At 64.0% G+C, this 20,661-nt stretch carries 13 protein-coding genes; 9 read left to right on the top strand and 4 right to left on the bottom strand.

The genetic code is table 11. The annotated features are described in order from the left end of the window. The first annotated feature begins 152 nt into the window (after nucleotides 1-152). From GKC70_RS01110 to GKC70_RS01075, 8 genes are all read left to right on the top strand, one after another. A complete protein-coding gene (locus tag GKC70_RS01110; RefSeq protein ID WP_342650196.1) occupies nucleotides 153-1,202 on the top strand; it encodes a hypothetical protein in 1,050 nt (349 codons plus the stop codon). 112 nt (nucleotides 1,203-1,314) lie between these two features. Then, on the top strand, nucleotides 1,315-2,634 hold the full coding sequence (locus GKC70_RS01105) for a hypothetical protein (RefSeq protein WP_342650195.1): 1,320 nt from the start codon (nucleotides 1,315-1,317) through the stop codon (nucleotides 2,632-2,634). Then, nucleotides 2,631-3,416 (top strand): iron-containing redox enzyme family protein, encoded by a 786-nt coding sequence (locus GKC70_RS01100; RefSeq protein WP_342650194.1) that lies wholly within the window; start codon nucleotides 2,631-2,633, stop codon nucleotides 3,414-3,416. Before GKC70_RS01105 ends, GKC70_RS01100 begins: the two co-directional genes overlap by 4 nt. Next, nucleotides 3,413-5,251: a carbamoyltransferase gene (locus GKC70_RS01095; RefSeq protein WP_304482882.1), complete on the top strand. Its 1,839-nt coding sequence runs from the start codon at nucleotides 3,413-3,415 to the stop codon at nucleotides 5,249-5,251. Before GKC70_RS01100 ends, GKC70_RS01095 begins: the two co-directional genes overlap by 4 nt. Before the next feature lie 142 nt (nucleotides 5,252-5,393). After that, complete coding sequence (locus GKC70_RS01090) at nucleotides 5,394-6,350, top strand: TauD/TfdA family dioxygenase (RefSeq protein ID WP_342650193.1); 957 nt, start codon at nucleotides 5,394-5,396, stop codon at nucleotides 6,348-6,350. 34 nt (nucleotides 6,351-6,384) lie between these two features. Further along, the gene (locus tag GKC70_RS01085) at nucleotides 6,385-7,641 is read left to right on the top strand and encodes an ATP-grasp domain-containing protein (protein ID WP_342650192.1); all 1,257 of its coding nucleotides are present in this window, start codon (nucleotides 6,385-6,387) and stop codon (nucleotides 7,639-7,641) included. Next, entirely contained in the window at nucleotides 7,638-8,837 is a 1,200-nt protein-coding gene (locus GKC70_RS01080; protein ID WP_342650191.1) for a biotin carboxylase, read from the top strand. The genes GKC70_RS01085 and GKC70_RS01080 overlap by 4 nt, the downstream gene beginning before the upstream one ends. 196 nt (nucleotides 8,838-9,033) lie before the next feature. Next, on the top strand, nucleotides 9,034-9,660 hold the full coding sequence (locus tag GKC70_RS01075) for a LysE family translocator (protein ID WP_039581711.1): 627 nt from the start codon (nucleotides 9,034-9,036) through the stop codon (nucleotides 9,658-9,660). Nucleotides 9,661-9,894: 234 nt separating this feature from the next. Here the strand turns inward: GKC70_RS01075 and GKC70_RS01070 are convergent, their stop codons facing one another. Both GKC70_RS01070 and GKC70_RS01065 read right to left on the bottom strand, forming a co-directional pair. Next, nucleotides 9,895-10,578, bottom strand: a complete 684-nt coding sequence (locus GKC70_RS01070) for a zeta toxin family protein (RefSeq protein ID WP_342651574.1) — start codon at nucleotides 10,576-10,578, stop codon at nucleotides 9,895-9,897. A 42-nt stretch (nucleotides 10,579-10,620) separates the two neighbouring features. Next, on the bottom strand, nucleotides 10,621-10,923 hold the full coding sequence (locus GKC70_RS01065; protein WP_342650190.1) for a hypothetical protein: 303 nt from the start codon (nucleotides 10,921-10,923) through the stop codon (nucleotides 10,621-10,623). 207 nt (nucleotides 10,924-11,130) lie between these two features. Here GKC70_RS01065 and GKC70_RS01060 point away from each other — a divergent pair, with 207 nt between their 5' ends. Beyond that, complete coding sequence (locus tag GKC70_RS01060) at nucleotides 11,131-12,618, top strand: YifB family Mg chelatase-like AAA ATPase (RefSeq protein WP_295481265.1); 1,488 nt, start codon at nucleotides 11,131-11,133, stop codon at nucleotides 12,616-12,618. 22 nt (nucleotides 12,619-12,640) lie between these two features. On the opposite strand, the gene GKC70_RS01055 is transcribed toward GKC70_RS01060, so the two are convergent. Continuing rightward, nucleotides 12,641-14,275, bottom strand: coding sequence for a ShlB/FhaC/HecB family hemolysin secretion/activation protein (locus GKC70_RS01055; RefSeq protein WP_342650189.1), 1,635 nt, complete (start codon nucleotides 14,273-14,275; stop codon nucleotides 12,641-12,643). A 44-nt stretch (nucleotides 14,276-14,319) separates the two neighbouring features. Then, nucleotides 14,320-20,616 carry a YDG domain-containing protein gene (locus tag GKC70_RS01050; protein ID WP_342650188.1) on the bottom strand — a complete coding sequence of 2,099 codons (6,297 nt, stop codon included), beginning with the start codon at nucleotides 20,614-20,616 and terminating at the stop codon, nucleotides 14,320-14,322. Nucleotides 20,617-20,661: the final 45 nt, after the last annotated feature.

Below are 20,661 nucleotides of genomic sequence, written 5' to 3'. Positions count from 1 at the left end.
CTGACTTGCCGAGCCGGCTAACGGCGCTCGTCAATCCGTTTTGCTCGTCATGTGCACATGACCGTTGCTCTAAACACGCACGCGGCTTGTATTCGCCTGAACGAAAGTTTCTTAAATAACGGACGTTGTTAGTTCAATGGAGTGAATTTACCGTGTTCAAAAGACGCAAGCCCGTTGCCCTCGACCATCCAGATCTCGAGCGCGTGAAGTTGACACCGCAGATGCTCGATTACGACCGTTTCGCCAATCGTGGTCGCTCGCAGTATCTGCCCTACGTCATGAGTTTCAATGCAGCCGACTATCAATCGCCCAGCATCCATACCGACCGACTGGGGTTTCGCATCGCCCATGATCGAAACGGCAGGCCGGTGAGCGCCGGCACGCTCGACGAGTGCCCGGCCGACATCGTCAACCTACTGGTAGGCGCCTCTCCCGCCTTGGGCTACGGGGCTTCCAGCGATGCAGCGAGTGTCGCCAGCCGGCTCGCGCACCACGACCCCGACGGCATTCCCTGGCTCAATTTCGCCGGGCATTGTTTCAATGCGACGCAGGAGCTGATGCTGTTCATGCTGCATCGGCATCGCCTGCCCAAGATCCGCAGAATCGTGGTGCTGGGCGGCTTCAACACCCTGGTCATGGCGCGCTTGCCCGAGTTCATTCGCGGTGAACTTCCACCCTTCTATTTCTGCGGCGATTATTACGAGAAGTTCGACGAGATCGCCGAAGCACATGGGGCATCTCTGCCGCCAGCGAAACTTCCAAAGTGGCCCACCGAAACCACAGCGGTCCCACCTGTCGGGGAAACACTGAGTCGTGCCACGGCAGAAACGGCGCGCTGCCTAGCGACATGGAAAAGTCTGGCCCAGGCACACGGCGCGGAACTGTCTTTTCTCATGCAACCGCTGGCCACTTGGGTGCGTTCTCCGTGCGCTGAAGAAAAGCGATTGTTTGACGAACTTGATCAGATCTCAAAACTCGGCACGTGGTCGCAATTATACGGTGATATATCCGACCCCGCAGTCGCCGATCACTATTCCGATTATCTGGCCTCGGCGTGCCACACATTGGACCTGCCATTCACCAACTTGGTGCATGGCCTCAGGTCGCGACCGGCGACTGAATGGTTGTTTGTCGACCGCGCGCACTTCACCGATATCGGAAATGACGTCGTGGCGCAGGCCATTCAGCAACATCTGAACTAACAGGAAAGGAATCGATCATGTTCAAACGGATTCGACAGGCATTCAGCGCGCTCTTCAAGCGGAAGAAGAAGACCAAGAAAAAGAATAATTCCTCCATTTATCCGATGCACTGATGAACAGCGCCAGAACCGTGTTTTGCGCCCTGCTCAGCGCCGAATCGGGCGAGCAGGCTCGGCAAACCTTCTCGCCCGCCGACCTGCGCGCGTTGCTGCGCGACGTCCCGGTTGGCCAGGCAATGACCAACGACTGGCGCTGCCCCCAGGCGCTGGAAACGTTGGCACAGGAAACGGCCGACCGCGTGCAACGCTTGGCCAGGCCGTGGCGCGCTTTGTGCGCACGCCTGGAGACCGACGAACGTGCCGTACTCAGGGCCAAGGCCGTGCGCGAGGCCGCACCCTTGCTGGTCGGCAGCCAACACTTGCTGCACAGCGTCTGTGCCAGTTGGAACAACGAATCGTCCTATGCCATGGCGGTGTTGAGTATTCATGCAGCCGATGTCGGCAAAGGGCTGGCCGGCGCTGGACGCCTGCCACGCTACGCCGAACTGCTGCGTGAACTCGGACCTTCGGAAAACGGCATCGACCCTCTGCGCATCGGCGAGGATGAAAGCCTTTGCCCGGGCGCTTTCAACCTGGCGGCGATGCTGCTGGTGATGGGCCATTTCCCCGAATCGCTGTTGCCACAGATCCTTGGCGTCAACTTGTACCTGCGCCACGCCGGCCTGCTGCCGATGTTCGCGTTCATCGCCCAGCCCTCGCCCGCCACGTCCTTTCTCGACTTGCGCCGGGACCCGGACGAACCGAACTGTGACTTGGCCGTGCTGGCCGGGACCGCAGTCTGCGACTACCTGGCCCAGGCCGACGCCAGCGCCGAACAGGCGGTTGCCCAAGGTTATGCCTGGGCGCGCTGGCAGGTCGAAACGGCCCACAGCGCGCTGCTCGAGGTGCTCGAACGCTGGCTCGATCCCCGGGAAGCGGCACGGGATGTGATCAGGCGGCGACGCCCAGAGGCGTGTCAGTACCACGACAGCACCCGCTTGGCGGGCGCTCCGATGAAACCTATGCTGCAGACAGACGACGCGCTGCTACTGCTCGACCATCTGGCCAATAGCGCCTACGTTCGCCCAGGCGACCCCCACCGCAGTCCGCTGCTGAACGCATTGATCTCGCCCCGCGGCAAGATGTTTCGGATCTTCAGCCCCGACGACGTACTGATCCTGCAACGCTGGATCGCCGGACTGCCCTACACCCAGGCCCCCAGCCCAGAACCTGCGCACCTGCACTGGAAGGACGACGGCCTGCTGCAGCGTGCCTTGTGCGTCGATGAGCGAGGCTCGGTCCTCTGCACTACGGTGCCCCCCGCCAACGCTATTCGCGCTGGCTTCACGTCGAACTCACCCCTGCAGAAGAGCAGCAGACTCGCGACTATGTGAACCGCTGGCTGGTCAGGTCTGCCAGAGCCCTGTCCAAGGGGCGCTGCCCACTGCCTGAGCGCTGGGCGCCCGGCGCACTGCGCCAGTGGCTGCAGCTCCAGCATGTGGCCGCCAATGCCACGCTGGATCCGGACGAGGCAGTGCCCACACGCGAAGAGGTGGTCGCCGACATTCTCGCCCTGGCCCCACTGACCATGATCGACGGTGCCTGGCTAGCAGGCTTCGCCCACCCTTCCTTAGCCAGTTCAGGGTTTGCCAGCCGATTGTTCGAAACCTTCTACGACGAACTCGGCAACGGTGTCCTGATGCAGAACCACCCGGTGATCTATCGCCAGTTATTGCGCGCCGTGCACGGCGAACTGCCGGCGACAGCCAGTGCCGACTACGCCGCCGCCGATTGCTTTGCCGATCAGGATTTCGACCTGCCGCTGCTGTGGCTTGCGATCGGCCGCTATCCGCAACGCTACTGCGCGGAAATTCTCGGCCTCAACCTGGCGATGGAACTGTCTGGCGTAGGGGGCGGCTACCGGCGCACGCACAAGGCCTTGCGCGCCTATGGCTACCCCACCTTGTTCGTCGACCTGCACAACGCCATCGACAACATCGCGACCGGGCACAGCGCATGGGCGGTCGCCAGCCTCGACACCTACCTCAGTGCTTTTGGCGCAACCGATCGAGAGGCCTTGTGGACACGCGTCCGCGTTGGCTTCGCCGCACTCAACCCCCCCAGGGAGGACACCATGCTGGACAAGTTCAAGGAACGAATGAGGTCGCTGCTATGACCTGCACGCTCGGCATTTCCGCTTTCTACCACGACAGCGCCGCCACCCTGGTGGTCGATGGCCACATCGTGGCGGCCGCCCAGGAAGAACGCTTCAGCCGTATTCGACACGATCCCGGATTTCCCACCCAGGCCATCGCGTTCGTGCTGGCCGAGGCGGGGCTGTCCCTGGCGCAGGTCGACCATGTGGCGTATTACGAAGACCCTGCGCTGAAATTCCGTCGGGTGCTGTCCACCGCGGCCGTCGCCGGGTTTTCCTCGGCAGCGACCTACGCCCCCGTACTCAGTGATTGGTTCAAGACCAAGCGCCGCATGGACCGCCAGGTACAGCGGCATCTGCAGGAGATGGGCGATCGCCAGGGACGCGTGATCGAGGTTCATGGCCATCATCAATCCCACGCAGCCTCGGCGTTCTTTCCCAGCCCGTTCGAACGGGCGGCAGTGTTGTGCATCGACAGCGTCGGCGAATGGGCCACTACCACGCTGTGGCACGGCACGCCAGAAGGGCTGAAACAGGTTGCCGAGCTCGAATTTCCCCACTCGCTCGGACTGCTCTACTCCGCGTTCACCTACTTCTGCGGATTCAAGGTGGACTCGGGCGAGTACAAGTTGATGGGCCTGGCCCCTTACGGCAAGCCGGTGCACGCCGATCGAATCCTGGCCGAGTTGATCGACGTCAAGCCTGACGGCAGCTTCCGCCTGGACTGGAGCAAGTTCGAGTTCATCGGTGGCGAGGTGATGACGGGGGAGGCGTTCGAACGCCTGTTCGGCGGACCTCGTCGCCTGCCGGAAGCGCCGTTGACCGAACGCGAGTTCGACCTCGCCGCCTCTGTGCAGAAAGTCACCGAATTGGTGGTGTCGCGCCTGGCGCAGACGGCGAGGGATCTGACCGGCGAGCGCAATCTGTGCATGGCTGGCGGGGTGGCACTGAACTGCGTGGCCAATGGCGTGGTGTCTCGGCAAAGGACCTTCGATCGCCTGTGGATTCAGCCGGCGGCAGGGGATGCCGGAGGCTCGTTGGGCGCTGCGCTGCTGAGCGATCGCCGTGCCAGAAAGGTTCACGTGCGCGAATTGCCCAAAGGCGTGGACGGCATGCAGGGCGCGCTGCTGGGACCTGAATACAGCGACGCGCAGATCAAGGCCGAGCTCGACCTGTGCGGTGCGGTGTACCAGCAGTTGGATGACGAAGCGTTCGACCATCGGCTGATCCTCAGCATGGAGGAAGGCGGCGTGGTCGGCTGGTTCCAGGGGCGCATGGAGTTTGGTCCGCGCTCGCTGGGCAACCGCTCGATACTCGGCGACCCGCGCCGCGCCGACACCCAATCCACCATGAACCTGCGCATCAAGTTTCGCGAGTCTTTCCGGCCGTTTGCGCCGGTGGTGCTCGCCGAGCAGGCTTCGGAATACTTCGACATCGTCGAAGAAAGCCCTTACATGCTGGTGGTCTCGCCGGTCGCACAAGCCGTGCGCCGCAGCGTACCCGCCGCCCAAGCGGCACTCAGCGGCATCGACCTGCTCAAGGTGGTGCGCAGCAGCCTGCCGGCCATTACCCATGTGGACTTCTCGGCACGCGTGCAGACCGTGGACCGCGAGCGTAATCCGCGTTTCCGCGCGCTGCTGGAGCGCTTCGATCGCCGGACCGGCTGCCCGGTGCTGGTCAACACCTCCTTCAACGTGCGCGGCGAGCCCATCGTCAACACACCCGCGCAGGCCTACCGCTGCTTCATGCGCACCAACATGGACGTGCTGGCGATCGGCAATTTCTACCTGGAGAAAACCCAGCAACCGCACTTCGAAGAAGCCGTCGACTGGCGCGAGACCGTGCCGCTGGATTGAGTCGTTCAACCACTAGGGAAGGTGTATCCATGAGTTACGTCATCGTGTCTCTGTTGTCGCTGTTCGGCCCGTTCATCCGTCGCGGCGCGCGTTTTGCACACCGGCCCGACCCACGCGCGGCCTCCTACCTGAAGCGCCTGCCATGAGTCTCATGGCCCTGGACGTGCACCAGGCCTCGGTGATCAACACGCTGAGAGTGCCAGGCTATGACCGGCAAGTGCTGGCGCAGTGTCGGCAACGCCTGGGCACAGCGCCGCACCGTGCCGAGGACGTCGGCAACGTCGGCGCGCAATGGCTGCGTTCGGCATTGGCCAGTGATGTGCTGCAGGCCATCGCCGCGTTTCCCGGCAGCGGCTACAAAGCCTTGTTGCTGCGTGGGATCGAGCTCAGTACCGAAGTACGCTCGCCCTGCGACGGGTTCCTGCCCGACGCCGAGTGCGTACTGGACTTCGATCTGCTGCATTTCGGCATGCTCGAACTGCTCGGCGTGCGTTGTCATGCCGTGGAATACGAGAACCACGGCAAGTTGGTACGCAACGTCGTGCCCGTACCACAGGCCGTCGGCACCACCAGCTCATGGGGCGCGGATGTCGACTTTTCCTGGCACACCGACAATCCCAACTGGCCGTTCGGCGACCAAGCGCTGGATGTCGCCCGCAGCGTACCCAACTACCTGGCCTTCACAGCGGTGCGCAACCAGGAGCAGGCGTCGACCGACATCGTCTGCATCGACCATGTACTGGCGCAACTGCCGAGCTTGGCCATCGAGCACCTGAGCGAATCGAGCTACGTCTTCGGTGCACCGGCCTCGAACGAAGGGTTCGACGGCGAACACCGCGTGATGCCGATTCTGGAACGCAGTGCCGAGGGCTATCGACTGCGCTTCGACGACGGCATCGTCAGCGCCCAGACCCCCCACGCAGAGACCGCGCTGGCGCAGTTGCGCGCGGTGCTCGGCCAGGTTCGCGGCATCGAGCTGGTGCTGCAGCCCGGAGATTTCTTCATCTTCAAGAACACCCGTGTGCTGCATCGGCGCAAGGCTTTCAAACCTCTGCCCGATGGCCAGGCGCGCTGGTTGCGCCGGGTTTACGGCAACTGATCCCACTCCATCCTCACTCGAACAGGAAGTTTGCATGAACAAGCGTATTGCAGTCATTGGTGGTCGTCCTGCCCCAATTCACGGCGCCAAGGCCCTAGGTATCGATGTCGTGCTGGTGCACCAGCCAGGCGATTACGAAGACGACATCCTCAGCCACTGCGAACAGGTGGTGCACGCGCCGCTGGACGACGCGGCAGCGATCATCAAGGTGCTCGAGCCGCTGCACCGCGAGCGACCGTTCGCGCGCATCATCACCACCACCGAAGTGGCGGGTGAGTCGACCGGCAAGGTCGTCGATCATTTCCAGCTCACCGGCGTGTCGTACAAGACGGCCCACCTGCTCAAGGACAAGGTGGCCATGCGCAAGCTGCTGGCCGAGCATGACCTCAGCCCGGTCGCCTACCGTCATGTGACCTGCGCGCAGGACGCCATCGACTTCGTGGCCGAGCACGGCCGGTCGGTGCTCAAGCCTGCCGAAGGCGTCGCCAGCCTGCACATCCACCCCTGCTTCGACGCCGACACTGCCACCCAGGCCTGGCAAGCGCTCAAGCACGCCGAGGTGCGACACATCATCATCGAGGAGTACCTCGATGGCCCAGTGGTCAGCGTCGACTCGTTCTCCTTCGCCGGGCGTCACCTGCCCATCGGCTACTCGCAGTACCGCATGAATGACAAATACGTGGAGTGGGAAGTCAGCACCCCCAGCACCGACGCCGCGAAATGGCTGCCGGAGCTCATGGACATGACCTGCCGCCTGCTCGATGCCGTGGAACTGGTGGAAGGTCCGTCGCACAGCGAGTTCGTGCTCACCGACAAAGGCCCACGGGTGCTGGAGTCGCACGCACGTCTGGCCGGTTCCGGGGCCCCGGAACTGGTGCGCCGCGCATTCGGCCTGGACCTGAACCGGATGTTCCTGACCGTGCCGCTGGGCATCGACGAACTGCCGCTGCAATCGCCCCAGCCCACAGCCGGCGCTGCGATCCAGTTCTTCGTGCCGACGCCGGGCACGGTGCGCAAGGTCGAGCTCGACCTCAAACCCGATGTCGATGTCCGTCACACCCGCCCCGGCGAGACGCCACGCGTGTTCCTGCCCTTCCTGTTCGAGCTGGGCGAGGCGCAACAGGCGGTGGTCATTCAGAAACACGAAGGCGACACGATACCGGCCCTGGATACGGTCGCCGACTGCGTGTCGGGCTATGTGCTGGCCACCGGCAGCTCACGCGAGGATGCCGTGCGCATCGGCGATGAATTGGTGCAGGCGGTGCACTTCATCATGGAGCCCAAGGCATGAGCTACGTGCTCTGCCTGCACCGCTGGGTGGGGCGCCAGGCACTCTACGAGCGTTATGGCCTTGAGCCGGGCATGCAGATCCGCGCGATCTGCACGGCCGAATCCGCACAGTCGCTGCCCGGGGATCGGCTGGCCTCGATCTCGACGCTGGAATCGCTGGACGATGCCACTGCGGTGATGGCCGAGGCGCAGCGGCTGATCGAGCTGCACGGTGTCCCGCATCGGGTGGTCGCGCTCAACGAAGGCGACCTGCTCAACGCTGCGGCGATCCGCGAGCGATGGGGCGTGCCAGGCGACCCCTGCGCCTGGATCGAGCGCTTTCGCGACAAGCTGACCATGCTCGAGGTCGCCGCCCGGCAGGCGGCGATCGCGATCCTGCCGGCGGTGAGCGCCGAGGATCCGCAGGCGGTACAGCGGTTGCTGGCCGAGCACGGCTATCCATTGGTGCTCAAGCCGCGATGCGGTACCGCCAGCCGCGGTGTGCGGATCCTGCGCCAGGCGCAAGACCTGAGGCTGCTGCAAGCGCCACACGCCGAGCCAATGATGGTTCAGGCGTTCTGCGCAGCGCCGATCCTGCACGTGGATGGTTGGTGGGACGGCGAGCGGATCGTCGTCCTGACCGCCTCGCGATACGTCAACAGCTGTGCCGACTTCGGGCCGGACAGCGCGCTAGGCAGCATCGAACTGGACGCGGACGAACACGAGCGCGCTATCGCCGAGCAGGTGGCGGCGCTGCTCGCGGTCTTCGCAGGCCAACGCGAGATCGTCTTCCACCTCGAATTGTTCGACGATGGTCAGACCTTGCGTTTCCTGGAGATCGGCGCACGCGTCGGCGGCGCGGAGATTCCATTTCTGTGGCGCGAGGTGCGTGACATCGACTTGGTCGGCATCGCCTGGGAGTTGCAGACCGAGGCCTGTAGCCGTCAGCGCGATCATGCCCGCACCCGCAGCCGCGACGGGCGACCGCTGCACGGCGAGCGCGGTGCCTGGGTGATCGGCCGCCGGGAAAGCCCTTTGCGCACCGAGCTGGGTACGCTGTACTGGGCGCAGGAGGCGCTGCCCGCCGGTGTGCCCAGCGGGGTCTACGAGGGCGCCCGCACTCGGCTGCGGCTGCGCAGCTTCGACCGTCCGGCGCTGGTGCGGGATGTGGAGCGCATCTTCGAGCATCTGGCACAGACCTGGAGTGCCTCGGCATGACCGCTCGCGGCATGCCGCACCGGCACTGTCAGCGTGCAGATGAGCGCCACTGTCGCTGGCGACTCGGCGCATGTCACTATCGACGTCTCAAAGGCGCCCGTCCTCGGTCGGGCGCTGGCAGGGACAGCCCTTGGACGCTGGTGGCCGGCGCAAGACCGGCCCTAGCGCACGCTTAACTTTTGCAGGAGCAATTCCGATGCCAGTGGAAAACTTGATAGGCGTGGCGATCATCGCCTTGGGCATGGTCCTGACGCCTGGCCCTAACATGGTCTACCTCACCTCCAGAGCGATCTCCCAAGGACGCCTGGCCGGCATGATCTCGCTCGCCGGCGTAGCGCTCGGCTTCATCTGCTATCTGGTCGCCTCCGGGCTTGGCCTGTCCGCGTTGTTCAAGGCCGTGCCGATGGCCTACGACGTGGTACGCATCGCCGGGGCCTTCTACCTGGGCTACCTGGCGTGGAACATGATCCGCGGCTCCTCGCCCTTCGAAGCGCGCGAACTGCCCCCTCATTCACCGCGCAAGCTGTTCACCATGGGCCTGGTGACCAACCTGCTCAATCCCAAGATCGCCTTGATGTACTCGGCCCTGATCCCTCAGTTCATCAATCCCGCTGCCGGGTCGACCCTGCAGCAGTACATGCAGTTGGGGCTGGTACAGATCAGCATCGCCGTGACCGTCAATGGCCTGATCGTGCTGGCGGCGGCGCGGGTCAGCCGCTTCCTGACCGCGCGGCCGAAAGCCATGCGTGCCCAACGCTGGGTATCCGGTGGGGTGCTCGGTGCTTTCGCCATCGACATCCTGATGCGCAAGCCACTGGACTGAACCGGTTGCCCGCCGGCAGGCGCTGGCGGGTACTGGCCACCTTCAGCGGCCCCCGGCCACCGGCACGATGGTCCATGTGACATAGCTGGCGGGCGATCGCCGCACCGATCCCGCGGCTGCCACCCGTCACCACTGCCAAGCCATTCATGTCGACATCCTTATCCGGAGGAGAAAATCGAGGATGCTGTCACTGTAGGTCAAGAACGCTGGCGGTGGCGCAACATCCAGCTACCATTAGCTCGCGTCGCTCGTGACCTTATCTACGTAGGCCTGCATGAACCAATCAGGCTGGTCCTCAACCTTGTATTCAAGGCTGGTGCCGTCGGTGATCTCGGCCAACCAGACAGAGTGCTCACCCGAGTTATCGAAGATGTAAGCACGGTTGGACGCTGCTACTGCCTCCGGCAGTAGCTTGAGTGACCGGTGGAAACGCTGAACGATCTTGTCAGCCGGGACGTTGTGTCCACCATCGTCTACACGGTTAGCCACGCGGTTTATGTTGATGCTTGGGTCGTCAGTGGCCACGAAGTAGAGGTAGGTGCGATAACCCAGTTCCTGCGCACGGCGCATGAAGGCGACCTTGTCTTGCGACGACATCACCGTCTCGAACGTGAAGCTCACACGTTCCTCCACGAGTTTCTGCCGGATGAAATCAGCAATTACCGAGGCGTGATACGAATTGAAGTCGAGGCGGCGAACGTCGATGCGCGGGCCGTCCATGTCGAACAATGCAGCCTGACCTTCAAGACGCTCTTTCAAGATCAAGTCGTGGGTGGCAAAGAAGGCTCGAACGTGATCGGCGGTCGCCTTAACTTTGAATGGACTGAGATCGACAAAGCCGTCTGCCTTCGCGGCCTTTTCGATCTCGTCTGCGTTCACGTAGGTATCGATCAGATTGGCCGGAACTTGCTCTCTGATGGTGCTCTTGCCCGAACCATTCGGCCCCGCAAAGACGCGTAGCTAGGCGTTAGCACTAGAACCTACTCGGTGGACCTGGATGGCCTGACCGACACTCACTTTGCGGCGAGGCCTGGAATTACCGACGACCGTCTCGGATCCATCGGCCTTGGACTCAACGAGATAGCTGCCCTGCACCGTCATGACGGTATGTCCGGCCGCGAGCGCTCGCAAGAAGGCCATACGCGTTGCACCTGCTGCGACTGCAGGAATCTCACCTTCGAGATGTTGAATCTCTTTTTCGGTAAGGCGCTTTGTACTCGACATACCTTTCTCCTGAGGGGAAATGGGCAGAGACTCGCTCATTCTAGCCACCTCGCGCTTCTTTCTAAAGCATCACACTGGTAGATCGCGAAAGCTTTCGGCAATCATGCAGGTACCCCGGCGCAAGCATGGCTCATGGCTCGCTTGTCGCAAAACCTCGTCTCACTCTTTCCCTGCCCCCACCCAATCCCACCACTATCCTTGCCCCCAGCCGCAGGACGCGGCGTCCACAGCGATCAAGGAGTGTCCATGTCCCTCGCCCTAGTCCACAGCCGCGCCCAGGTCGGGGTGCTGGCGCCGGCGGTCAGCGTCGAAACCCATCTGGCCAACGGCCTGCCCAACCTCACCTTGGTGGGCTTGCCCGAGGCCACGGTCAAGGAAAGCAAGGACCGGGTGCGCAGCGCCATCGTCAATTCAGGGCTGGAGTATCCCGCGCGGCGCATCACCCAGAGTCTTGCTCCGGCCGATCTGCCCAAGGACGGCGGGCGCTACGACCTGGCCATCGCCCTGGGCATTCTCGCCGCCAACGGGCAGGTGCCGGTAGCCACCCTGGCCGACTTCGAATGCCTGGGCGAGTTGGCGCTTTCAGGGGCGCTGCGGCCGGTCCAGGGCGTGTTGCCGGCGGCGCTGGCCGCGCGCGAAGCCGGGCGGGCGCTGGTGGTGCCGCGTGAGAACGCCGAGGAAGCGAGCCTGGCGGGCGGTCTGGTGGTGTATGCCGTCGGGCACCTGCAGGAACTGGTCGCGCACCTCAACGGCCAGGTGCCGCTGCCGACCTATGCGGCCAACGGGCTGACCCTGCGCACGCGGCCCTACCCAGACCTCAGCGAAGTGCAGGGGCAGGTCGCTGCCAAGCGCGCCCTGCTGGTGGCCGCCGCCGGAGCGCACAACCTGCTGTTCACCGGCCCGCCCGGCACCGGCAAGACGCTTCTGGCCAGTCGCCTGCCCGGCTTGCTGCCGCCCCTGGACGAGCACGAGGCGCTCGAGGTGGCGGCGATCCAGTCGGTCAGCGGCAAGGCGCCGCTGGACTGCTGGCCGCAAAGACCCTTTCGCCATCCGCACCACTCGGCGTCCGGCCCGGCGCTGGTGGGCGGAGGCAGCAGGCCACAGCCCGGCGAAATCACCCTGGCGCACCACGGGGTGCTGTTTCTCGACGAGTTGCCGGAATTCGAGCGGCGGGTGCTGGAGGTGCTGCGCGAGCCGTTGGAGTCTGGAGAGATCGTGGTATCGCGGGCCAGAGACCGGGTGCGCTTTCCAGCACGCTTTCAACTGGTGGCAGCGATGAATCCCTGCCCCTGTGGCTATCTGGGCGACCCGGCAGCGCGCTGTCGTTGCAGCCCGGAACAGATCCAGCGCTACCGCAACAAACTCTCTGGTCCCCTGCTCGACCGTATCGACCTGCACCTGACCGTGGCGCGCGAGAGCACCACCCTCAGCCACCAGGCCAGCGGCGAAGGCAGCGCCAGCGTCGCCGCCGTGGTCGCCGAATGCCGCGAACGCCAGCAGCGGCGTCAGGGCTGCGCCAATGCGTTTCTCACCTTGCCGGGCCTGCGTCAGCACTGTGCATTGAACAGCGCCGACATGACCTGGCTGGAGAACGCTTGCGAACGGCTCAACCTGTCGCTGCGCGCGGCCCACCGGCTGCTCAAGGTGGCGCGAACCCTGGCCGACCTCGAACAGGCCGAGCGTATCGAACGCGCGCACCTGGCCGAGGCTCTGCAGTATCGGCCAGGCAGTTAACGCCAAGCCGTTGGCGACCGGCTCAAAACGCCTTGCTGAGCGTCGCCCAGACCCGCACCGACGACTGACTTCCCGCCACCGAAGGCTCATTGCCCACCGGCGTAGCCACTGAAGCAGAGGCACGCCACTGCTGCGGGCCACTCCAGTTCAAGCCCACGCCCGCACCGGACAAGGTGGCGCTGTTATCGGTGCCGCCAATGGGTCGGCGATTGATTTTCACGTAGGCGCTGTCGAAGAAGGTGATCGCTTGCCAGCGGCCGGCCCATCCTGCACCCAGCTCGTGGCGCCATTCGAGCGTGCCGGCATAGCCGGTATCGCCCGACAACGCGCCGATGTCGTAGGCGCGCACGCTGTAGGGGCCGCCGACCGTCAGTTTTTCCGCCGAGTCGAGATTGACATCGCTCCACTGCGCAGCGAGGTTCAGGTAGATCGCGTCGCTCGCCGTCAGCCCCTGCAGGCGGGAGAAGTTGGCATTGAGCTTGGAGAATCCACCCTCGGGCTGCCTTTGCACGGGCGCTTCATCGGTGATCACACGGCCACTGGTCAAGCCGACGCTCCAGGCGCTGACAGCGCCCGCCAGCAGGTCATCTCGCAGGTCACCATTGAGGCTCAGCACCCAGTTGTTGAGGTGACGATCATTGCTGATGCCGGTGGCATCGATGTCATCGCGCAAACGCTTGTTGTCGAACTGCGCCTGCACGTAAAGGTTGCTGTCCCGGCTGCGCAACAGCGGGTGCCTGATCCAGACGCTGGCCAAGTCGGCGGTGCCGTTGGCATCCAATTCGTCGAAGTCGTTGCCCAGGCGGTACTTCAGATGCGAATAGGCCACTCCGGCGCGCGTGCCTTGTCCGTTGAGCAAGGCCTCATAGGACAGACGCCCGTAGTTCATGTCGCTTCCGGCCGACACCAGGGTCGCCGTGAATACATCACCCAGTCGCAGTGGGTTGAGCAGACTCAGGTTGGCAGACAGACGCTCGCGGCCAATGTAGCGGTTGCCGAAGTTGTCCAGCGCAACGGTCGCCAGCGGCGCCGGATTGTCCACCGTCGCGACATCCAGATCGGAGGTGCCGACAGCCGCGCCCGGTTTGAGCGTGGCCGCCACGCCCACGCCCGGAATGTCCGAGAGCAGCAAAAGGCTGCGGTTAAGTGACGGGTCATCGATCACCGCGCCACTGCGCAGCGGTTCCAACGTGGAGTTTAGCAGGCCGTCGCGCACGTCGCTGCGGTTGTCCAGTCGCACCTGGCCGTAACGCGCCTCGACGACCAGGAGCGTGACGTTGCCATCCTGGATCGTCTGGGCAGGAATGATGGCCCGCGCCAACGGATAGCCCCGTTGCTGGTAGTAGGCCGTGATCCGACCGGCCACTGCGTTGATTTGCGAGAGGGTCAGCGCCTGGCCCTCCTGGTCCGCGACCAACGCATGCAGCTCATCGGCCGTGAACTGGGTGTTGCCAGTGATCAGCAGCTTCTTGACCAGAAAAGGCGGCGACTCGGGCAGCGCGGTCGGGCTCCCGGTCTGGGTTTGCAAGGCCGGTGCCGACGACGACGGGACAGGTGGCAGGCTCGGCTCTACCTGCTGCAGGATCACGCCCGCGTCCGGGAATGTCTGGGCGGACAAGGGCTGGGTGATGCAGGCCACCATCAGAGCGGCGGCCATGGGGCGGTAACGGAGCGACGATACGGTAGTTTTTTTCATTGAAATTATCGCTGGGTGCGGGCGGCTACGGGCGGTAGTTGCACACCACCGTTCTGGATGCTCAACAAGGGAGCAGGCGTGGCGAAGCCGGAGGCAGTGTTGAGCAGGACGGTCTTGCGATCGCCTTCTGTGCGCTGCTGGTCGGTCTTGACCTGTTGGTCATCGCGGATGTCGAGGGTCGAAGACAGGGACAACGCTTGCGGCTGCGCGGTGGCCTGCGGCGCGAGGATGGACGACTGCACCTGCGCGACCGCGGTCTGCACCCTGACGACAGGCAGGACCGGCGTGGTGACGGGCACGGTGACAGAAACCGCCGTGATGTCCGCCAGCGCCACCGTCTGGCCGGTGAGCAGATAGTTCGAGCTGTCAACGCCCAGCAGACGGCTGGTCAGATTGACCGTCTTGCCCGCACCGACGGTGGCGTCGGCGAATGCGCCTGCGGTCACGAGCGCCACGTCGTCGCCCGTGAACACCCCTGTCAACGACGCGCTGCTGGCATCGACCAAGGCCGTGGTGGTGCCATCGAACACCTTGGAGCGGGCATTGATGCCGGCGAGTGACACGCTGGCCGGGGTGATCGCTGCAGTCAACCCGCTGGGCGCGACGAGACTGTAGTTGGTCGCGTCGGCGCCATTGAGGCTGTAGCCACTGACCGTGACGGCTTTGCCCGTGCCGACGTTCTTGTCGGCGAAGGTGGCAGTGCCCGTACCGCCTACGGCAACCGCATCGGACCCGAACCCATTGACCGAAGCAGTCCCCGTCAGGGTCGCGACCGTGGAGCCGTCATAGGTTTTGCTGGCGGCCGCGATACCGGTGATGCCAAGCGTGGCTTTAGCAATGTCGGCCGACAGGTTGGTCGGCTGCACCAAGTTGTAATTGCCGGCATCGGCGCCGACCAGCGTCAAGCCATTGACCGAAATGGCCTTGCCTGCGCCCACGTTCTTGTCGGCGAAGCGCCCGGTTGCACTGCCGGAAAGCGCAACGGCATCAGCCCCGATGGCCGAGACGCTGGCGGTTCCGCTCAAAGCCGCCACCGTGGTGCCGTCATAGATTTTGTCGTTGGCCCCAAGCCCGGTCAGCGCTAGGTTGGCCTTGCTGATCGTGGCGGTCAGGCCGCTTGGCTGGATCAGCGCGTAGTTGCGCGCGTCCGCGCCGGTCAAGGTGTAGCCGTTGACCAGGACCGATTTACCAACGCCCGCACTCTTGTCGCTGAAGGCGCCCGAAGCAGTGCCATTGAGGCTCAGCACATCGCCGCCGAATCCGCTCACTGTAGCGATACCCGACAAGGTCGCGGCGGTGGTGCCATCGTAGGTTTTGTTGGCGACGTTCACGCCTGTGACGCTGATATCAGCTTTGTCGATGCTAGCAGAGAGGCCGCTGGGCGGTGCCACCTCGTAGTTGCCGGCGTCGGCGCCGGACAGGGTGTATCCGGTTACGCTGACAGCCTTGGCCGCGCCGACGTTCTTGTCGGTGAAAGACGCCGTGACAGGGCCGCTCACCGACACCACATCGCTGCCAAACGCATTGACCGTGGCGGTGCCGGTGAGATTCGCGGCGGCGGTGCCGTCGTAGGTCTTGTTCACTGCCGTGATACCGACGATGCCCAGCGTGGCCCTGGCAATGTCCGCAGTGAGATTTGCTGGCTGCATCAGGTTGTAATTGCCGGCATCGGCGCCGACCAGCGAGTAACCCGTGACGGAAACCGTCTTTCCAAGACCGGCCTGCTTGTCAGCGAAGTTGCCGCTTGCATTGCCGACAACAGACACGGCATCTGCCCCGAGCGCCGAGACACTGGCGATCCCGCTCAGCGTGGCGGCGGTGGTGCCGTCGTAGGTTTTGCCGTTGGCGCTCAACCCGGTCAACGCCAAGTTCGCCTTGTCGATCGTGGCGGTCAACGCCACAGGTTGAAGCAGGTTGTAGTTGCCAGCGTCGGCACCGGTGAGGGTGTAGCCGTTGACGAGGACCGCTTTGCCAACGCCCGCATTCTTGTCGCTGAACGCAGCCGAAGCCGCGCCATTGAGGCTCAGCACATCGCTGCCGAACCCGCTCACCGTAGCGATACCCGACAAGGTCGCGGCGCTGGTGCCGTCGTACGTCTTGTTGGCGGCGCTCACGCCTGTGACGCTGATGTCAGCTTTGCCGATGCTGGCAGAGAGGCCGCTGGGCTGGAGCACGTCATAGTTACCCGCGTCGGCGCCGGACAGGGTGAAGCCGGTTACGGTGACAGCCTTGGCCGCGCCGACGTTCTTGTCGGTGAAGGACGCCGTGACTGGGCCGCCCACCGACACCACATCGCTAGCAAAGGCATTGACCGTGGCGGTGCCGGTGAGATTCGCGGCGGTGGTACCGTCGTAGGTTTTGTTTGCTGCCGAAATACCCACGATGCCGAGCGTGGCCTTGCCGATATCGGCCGTCAGGTTGCTTGGCTGCACCAGGTTGTAGTTGCCGGCATCGGCGCCGACCAATGAATAACCTGTCACGGAAACCGCTTTTCCGACGCCTGCTTGCTTGCTGGCGAAATTGCCGCTTGCAGTCCCGGCAATCGACACGACATCCGACCCAAGCGCCGTGACACTGGCGGTTCCGCTCAACGTAGCGGCCGTGGTGCCGTCGTAGGTCTTGCTGCTGGCCGCAAGGCCAGACAAGGCCAGATCGGCCTTAGCGATGGTGGCCGTCAGCCCGGTGGGCTGGCGCAAAGTGTAGTTGCCAGCGTCAGCACCGCTGAGGGTGAAGCCGTTGACGAGCACCGACTTGCCAACGCCCGCGTTCTTGTCGCTGAATGCAGCCGAAGCCGCGCCATTGAGGCTCAGTACATCGCTGCCGAATGGGGTCAACGAAGCGCTACCCGACAAAGTCGCGGCGGTGGTGCCGTCGTAGGTCTTGTCAGCGACGCTCAGTCCGCTGACGGTGATATCGGCCTTGTTGATGGTGGCCGTAAGGCCGCTGGGCTGGATCGCGTTGTAGTTGCCTGCGTCGGCGCCGACCAAGGTGTATCCGGTCACGCTCACAGCCTTGCCCGAGCCGGCATTCTTGTCGGCGAACTCGGCAGTGCCGGTACCGCCTACCGACACCACATCACTGCCCAGCGCGGCCACAGAGGCCGTTCCGTTCAGCGTCGCGGCGGTACCGCCATCGTAGGTTTTGTCACCTGCGGTGATTCCAGAAACGACCAGGCTGGTTTTGCCGATGTTGGCCGTGAGATTGCTCGGCAACACCAGGTTGTAGTTGCCGGCGTCAGCACCGCTCAGGCCGTAGCCGGTCACCGACACCGTCTTGCCAGCACCCGCGTTCTTGTCGACGAATTGACCGCTGCCGCTACCCGATACGGAGACGACATCGGCGCCAATCGGCTGAACCACGGCGAACCCGCTGAGGGTGGCCGCGCGGGTGCCGTCGTAAGTTTTGTCGCTGGCAACGATGCCCGACAGCGCCAGGTCCGCTTTGCTGATGGATGCGGTCAGGCCTGAGGATGGCGCCAGTTGGTAGTTGCCAGCATCCGCGCCCGACAGCGCGTAGCCGAACACGCTGACCGCCTTGTTGGCGCCGACGTTCTTGTCGGCGAAGCTGGCGCTGCCTGAGCCTGTCACCGACACCACATCGCCGCCAATCGGCGCGACCGTTGCGCTGCCGGCCAGCGACGCAGCCGTAGTGCCATCGTAGACCTTGTCGGCCACAGCGATGCCCGAGACGGCCAGGTTGGCTTTGCTGATGGTCGCCGTCACGCCGGTGGGCTGAACGATGTTGTAGTTGCCTGCATCGGTGCCAACCAGGGTATACCCACCCACAGTCACCGCTTTGCCCGAACCTGCGTTCTTGTCAGCGAAAGTGCCCGTGCCCGTGCCGGACACGGCCACGACATCACTGCCCAGCGCTGACACGGCAGCCGTGCCAGACAGCGTAGCGCCCGTACCGCCATCGTAGGTTTTACTCTGTGCGCTGACGCCCGATACCGCCAGGTTGGCCCTGGTGACATTGGCAGTCAGCCCCGTTGGCATGACCAGGTTGTAGTTGCCTGCGGATGCGCCGGAAAGCGTGTAGCCATTGAGGGTAACGGCCTTCGCGGTGCCCACGTTCTTGCTGTCGAAGCTGCTGCCTGCGCCAGAGCCCACGACCGAAACCGCATCCCCGGCAATGATGCCGTTGCTTGATGCAGTACCGCTGAGCGTGGCGGCGGTGGTGCCGTCATAGGTCTTGCTGTTCGCGGTAACGCCAGTGAGGGTGAGCGTCGCCTTGTTGATCGTGGCGGTCTTGCTGTCCAAGCCGTTGAGCGCGTATTTGCTTGCACCAGGGCCGCTGAGGGTCACACCGCTGATCGTGACCGCTTTGTTGGCCCCTGCATTTTTGTCTGCGAAGGACGCCGTAGCAGCACTGAAATCGACCGTGGCATCGGACGGGCCGCTCCCCAGCACCGCGAGGCCGCTGACAACACCAGCCGTTGTGCCGTCGTAGGTCTTGTTGGCAGCACTACCCACGACGTTGACCAGCATGTAGGCATTGAAATTACTCGCGTTGACAAGGTTGTTGCCGTAGTCCGGATCGATCAGGCTTTCATACGCGGTCGGCGAGGTGTAGCTGGTGGGGTTGTAGTAGAACTTGACCGAGCCAGTGTTGGCGTAGACCGTGCCATTGCGGCCCATGTCGATGGTGCCGACTCCACTGGCCATGTTGTCGGCACGCAACACGATGCTGCCGTTGCCGCCGCTGGCGTCGATGCTCGCCGAGCCTCGGAAGCTGATGTTGCGCAGAGCGCTCAGGGTCAAGGTAGTCGAACCGGTCCAGTAACCACTGCCGATGGAAATACCGTCCAGCAGGATGATGTCGCCATTACCCGAGACACCCGCGCTGCAGCCGACGCCGGCACACGACACGCTTTGACCGGTCTTGATGGTGACGTTGTTGTTGGCCAGTGCCTGCGAGATCTGGTCGTAGTTGATGTCGTACGGATCAGGAGAGAAACCACCGATCCTCAGGTCCTGAGGATCGAGCAACCATTCGCCTGCCTGGCCTTTGGACGCCTGGGTGGTCACCGCAGCCGCAGCGCCGACGCTCAACTGCTTGCCTGACGTCTCCACGGAACCGCCGTCGCCACCGTTGCGCCCGGCCTGGGCACTGATGGCGCCGTTGAACGTGGTGCTGCCATCGGACCACACCGCGACCTTGCCGCCCTTGCCTTGGCTGATGGCGTCGGCCTTGATGCGGCTGCCGGCCGCCACGGTGACCGCCTTGGCATTGCGCTCAGGCCCGGCGCCAAGAAAGTTGCCACCCACCAGTGCGGTGCCGCCCGCCAGGTCGCCGCTCACGTCGATCGCACTCTGGGCGGCCAGCGCCACCGTCTCGCCCAGCACCTTCACCGTGCCCCCGGTCTGGCCGACCTGCGTGCCGGACGCATCGAGGGTGCCGCTGTTGCTGACGGTACTGTCAGCGCCGCCGCCCAGCACGATGGTGCCGTTGATGTTCTGCACGCTGCGCGCCTGAACGATGCCGGTGTTGTTGACCACGCTGGCCAACACGGCGTCCTTGGCCCCGGCCGACATCAGCACGGTACCGCCATCGGCCTGCACCAGCCCACCATTACTCGCCAGCCCTTGCAGGGTGCTCTTGTCCACCTGAAGGTTGACCAGCTTGTCGCCGGTGAACGACAGCGTGACCTCGCTGCCCGCGGCCAGCGCGGCCGTGCCGCCGGGCGTATTGATGGTTCCCTGGTTATCGACCTTGTTGCCGAGGAAAGCGACGTAGCCGCCCTGCGCGGTGGTGATGGTGCCCTGGTTGACGATGCTGCCCGCACCGTTGCCGCTGAACGTGCGGGCCGGATCGGACAGCGACCGGTCGCTGATATCGAGTGTGGAGGCCACCAGTCCACCGACGTTCACCTGCGACCCCGCGCCGAACACGATGCCGTTGGGGTTGACCAGATAGACCTTGCCATTGGCGTCCAACTGGCCGAAGAACTGCGTGGGGTTCACATCGCTGATACGGTTGACGGCGATGGCGCTGCTCGAAGGCTGCACGAACTTGACCGATTCGGCACTGCTGGTGTTGAACGACTGCCAGTTGACCGAGAGGTTCTGCGTGCCCTGAGTGATGGTCGTGGTAGTGCCCGCCTGGCTGATGCTACCGGCACCCGCCGTGATTTCACCGCCTTGTGGCCCCGCATGCGCCAGGGGAGTAGCCGCGCTCGCCATCACCATCACGGCAACGGACAGCTTGCGCAGGGGTTTCTTGCCAGGCCCGAGGGTGAGCTCGGAGACTGCGATCAGAGCCTGTTGCGCCGGGCTCCAGACAAGACGGTAGACGTGATTCATGGTCGACTTCCCATGCGGATGCATACGCTCGTTGTTATAGGCCGA

It is taken from the genome of Pseudomonas sp. REB1044, assembly GCF_038813925.1.
GTDB lineage: Bacteria > Pseudomonadota > Gammaproteobacteria > Pseudomonadales > Pseudomonadaceae > Aquipseudomonas > Aquipseudomonas boreofloridensis.
Note: the sequence above shows the minus strand (reverse complement) of the source record. Positions and strands in the feature narration are given on the sequence as shown.

Excerpts from the sequence above, each read along its gene's own strand:
- GKC70_RS01105 (WP_342650195.1), top strand. The coding sequence starts at position 1,315 with ATGAACAGCGCCAGAACCGTGTTTTGCGCCCTGCTCAGCGCCGAATCG.
- GKC70_RS01095 (WP_304482882.1), top strand. The coding sequence starts at position 3,413 with ATGACCTGCACGCTCGGCATTTCCGCTTTCTACCACGACAGCGCCGCC.
- GKC70_RS01090 (WP_342650193.1), top strand. The coding sequence starts at position 5,394 with ATGAGTCTCATGGCCCTGGACGTGCACCAGGCCTCGGTGATCAACACG.
- GKC70_RS01085 (WP_342650192.1), top strand. The coding sequence starts at position 6,385 with ATGAACAAGCGTATTGCAGTCATTGGTGGTCGTCCTGCCCCAATTCAC.
- GKC70_RS01080 (WP_342650191.1), top strand. The coding sequence starts at position 7,638 with ATGAGCTACGTGCTCTGCCTGCACCGCTGGGTGGGGCGCCAGGCACTC.
- GKC70_RS01075 (WP_039581711.1), top strand. The coding sequence starts at position 9,034 with ATGCCAGTGGAAAACTTGATAGGCGTGGCGATCATCGCCTTGGGCATG.
- GKC70_RS01065 (WP_342650190.1), bottom strand. The coding sequence starts at position 10,923 with ATGAGCGAGTCTCTGCCCATTTCCCCTCAGGAGAAAGGTATGTCGAGT.
- GKC70_RS01060 (WP_295481265.1), top strand. The coding sequence starts at position 11,131 with ATGTCCCTCGCCCTAGTCCACAGCCGCGCCCAGGTCGGGGTGCTGGCG.
- GKC70_RS01055 (WP_342650189.1), bottom strand. The coding sequence starts at position 14,275 with ATGGCCGCCGCTCTGATGGTGGCCTGCATCACCCAGCCCTTGTCCGCC.
- GKC70_RS01050 (WP_342650188.1), bottom strand. The coding sequence starts at position 20,616 with ATGAATCACGTCTACCGTCTTGTCTGGAGCCCGGCGCAACAGGCTCTG.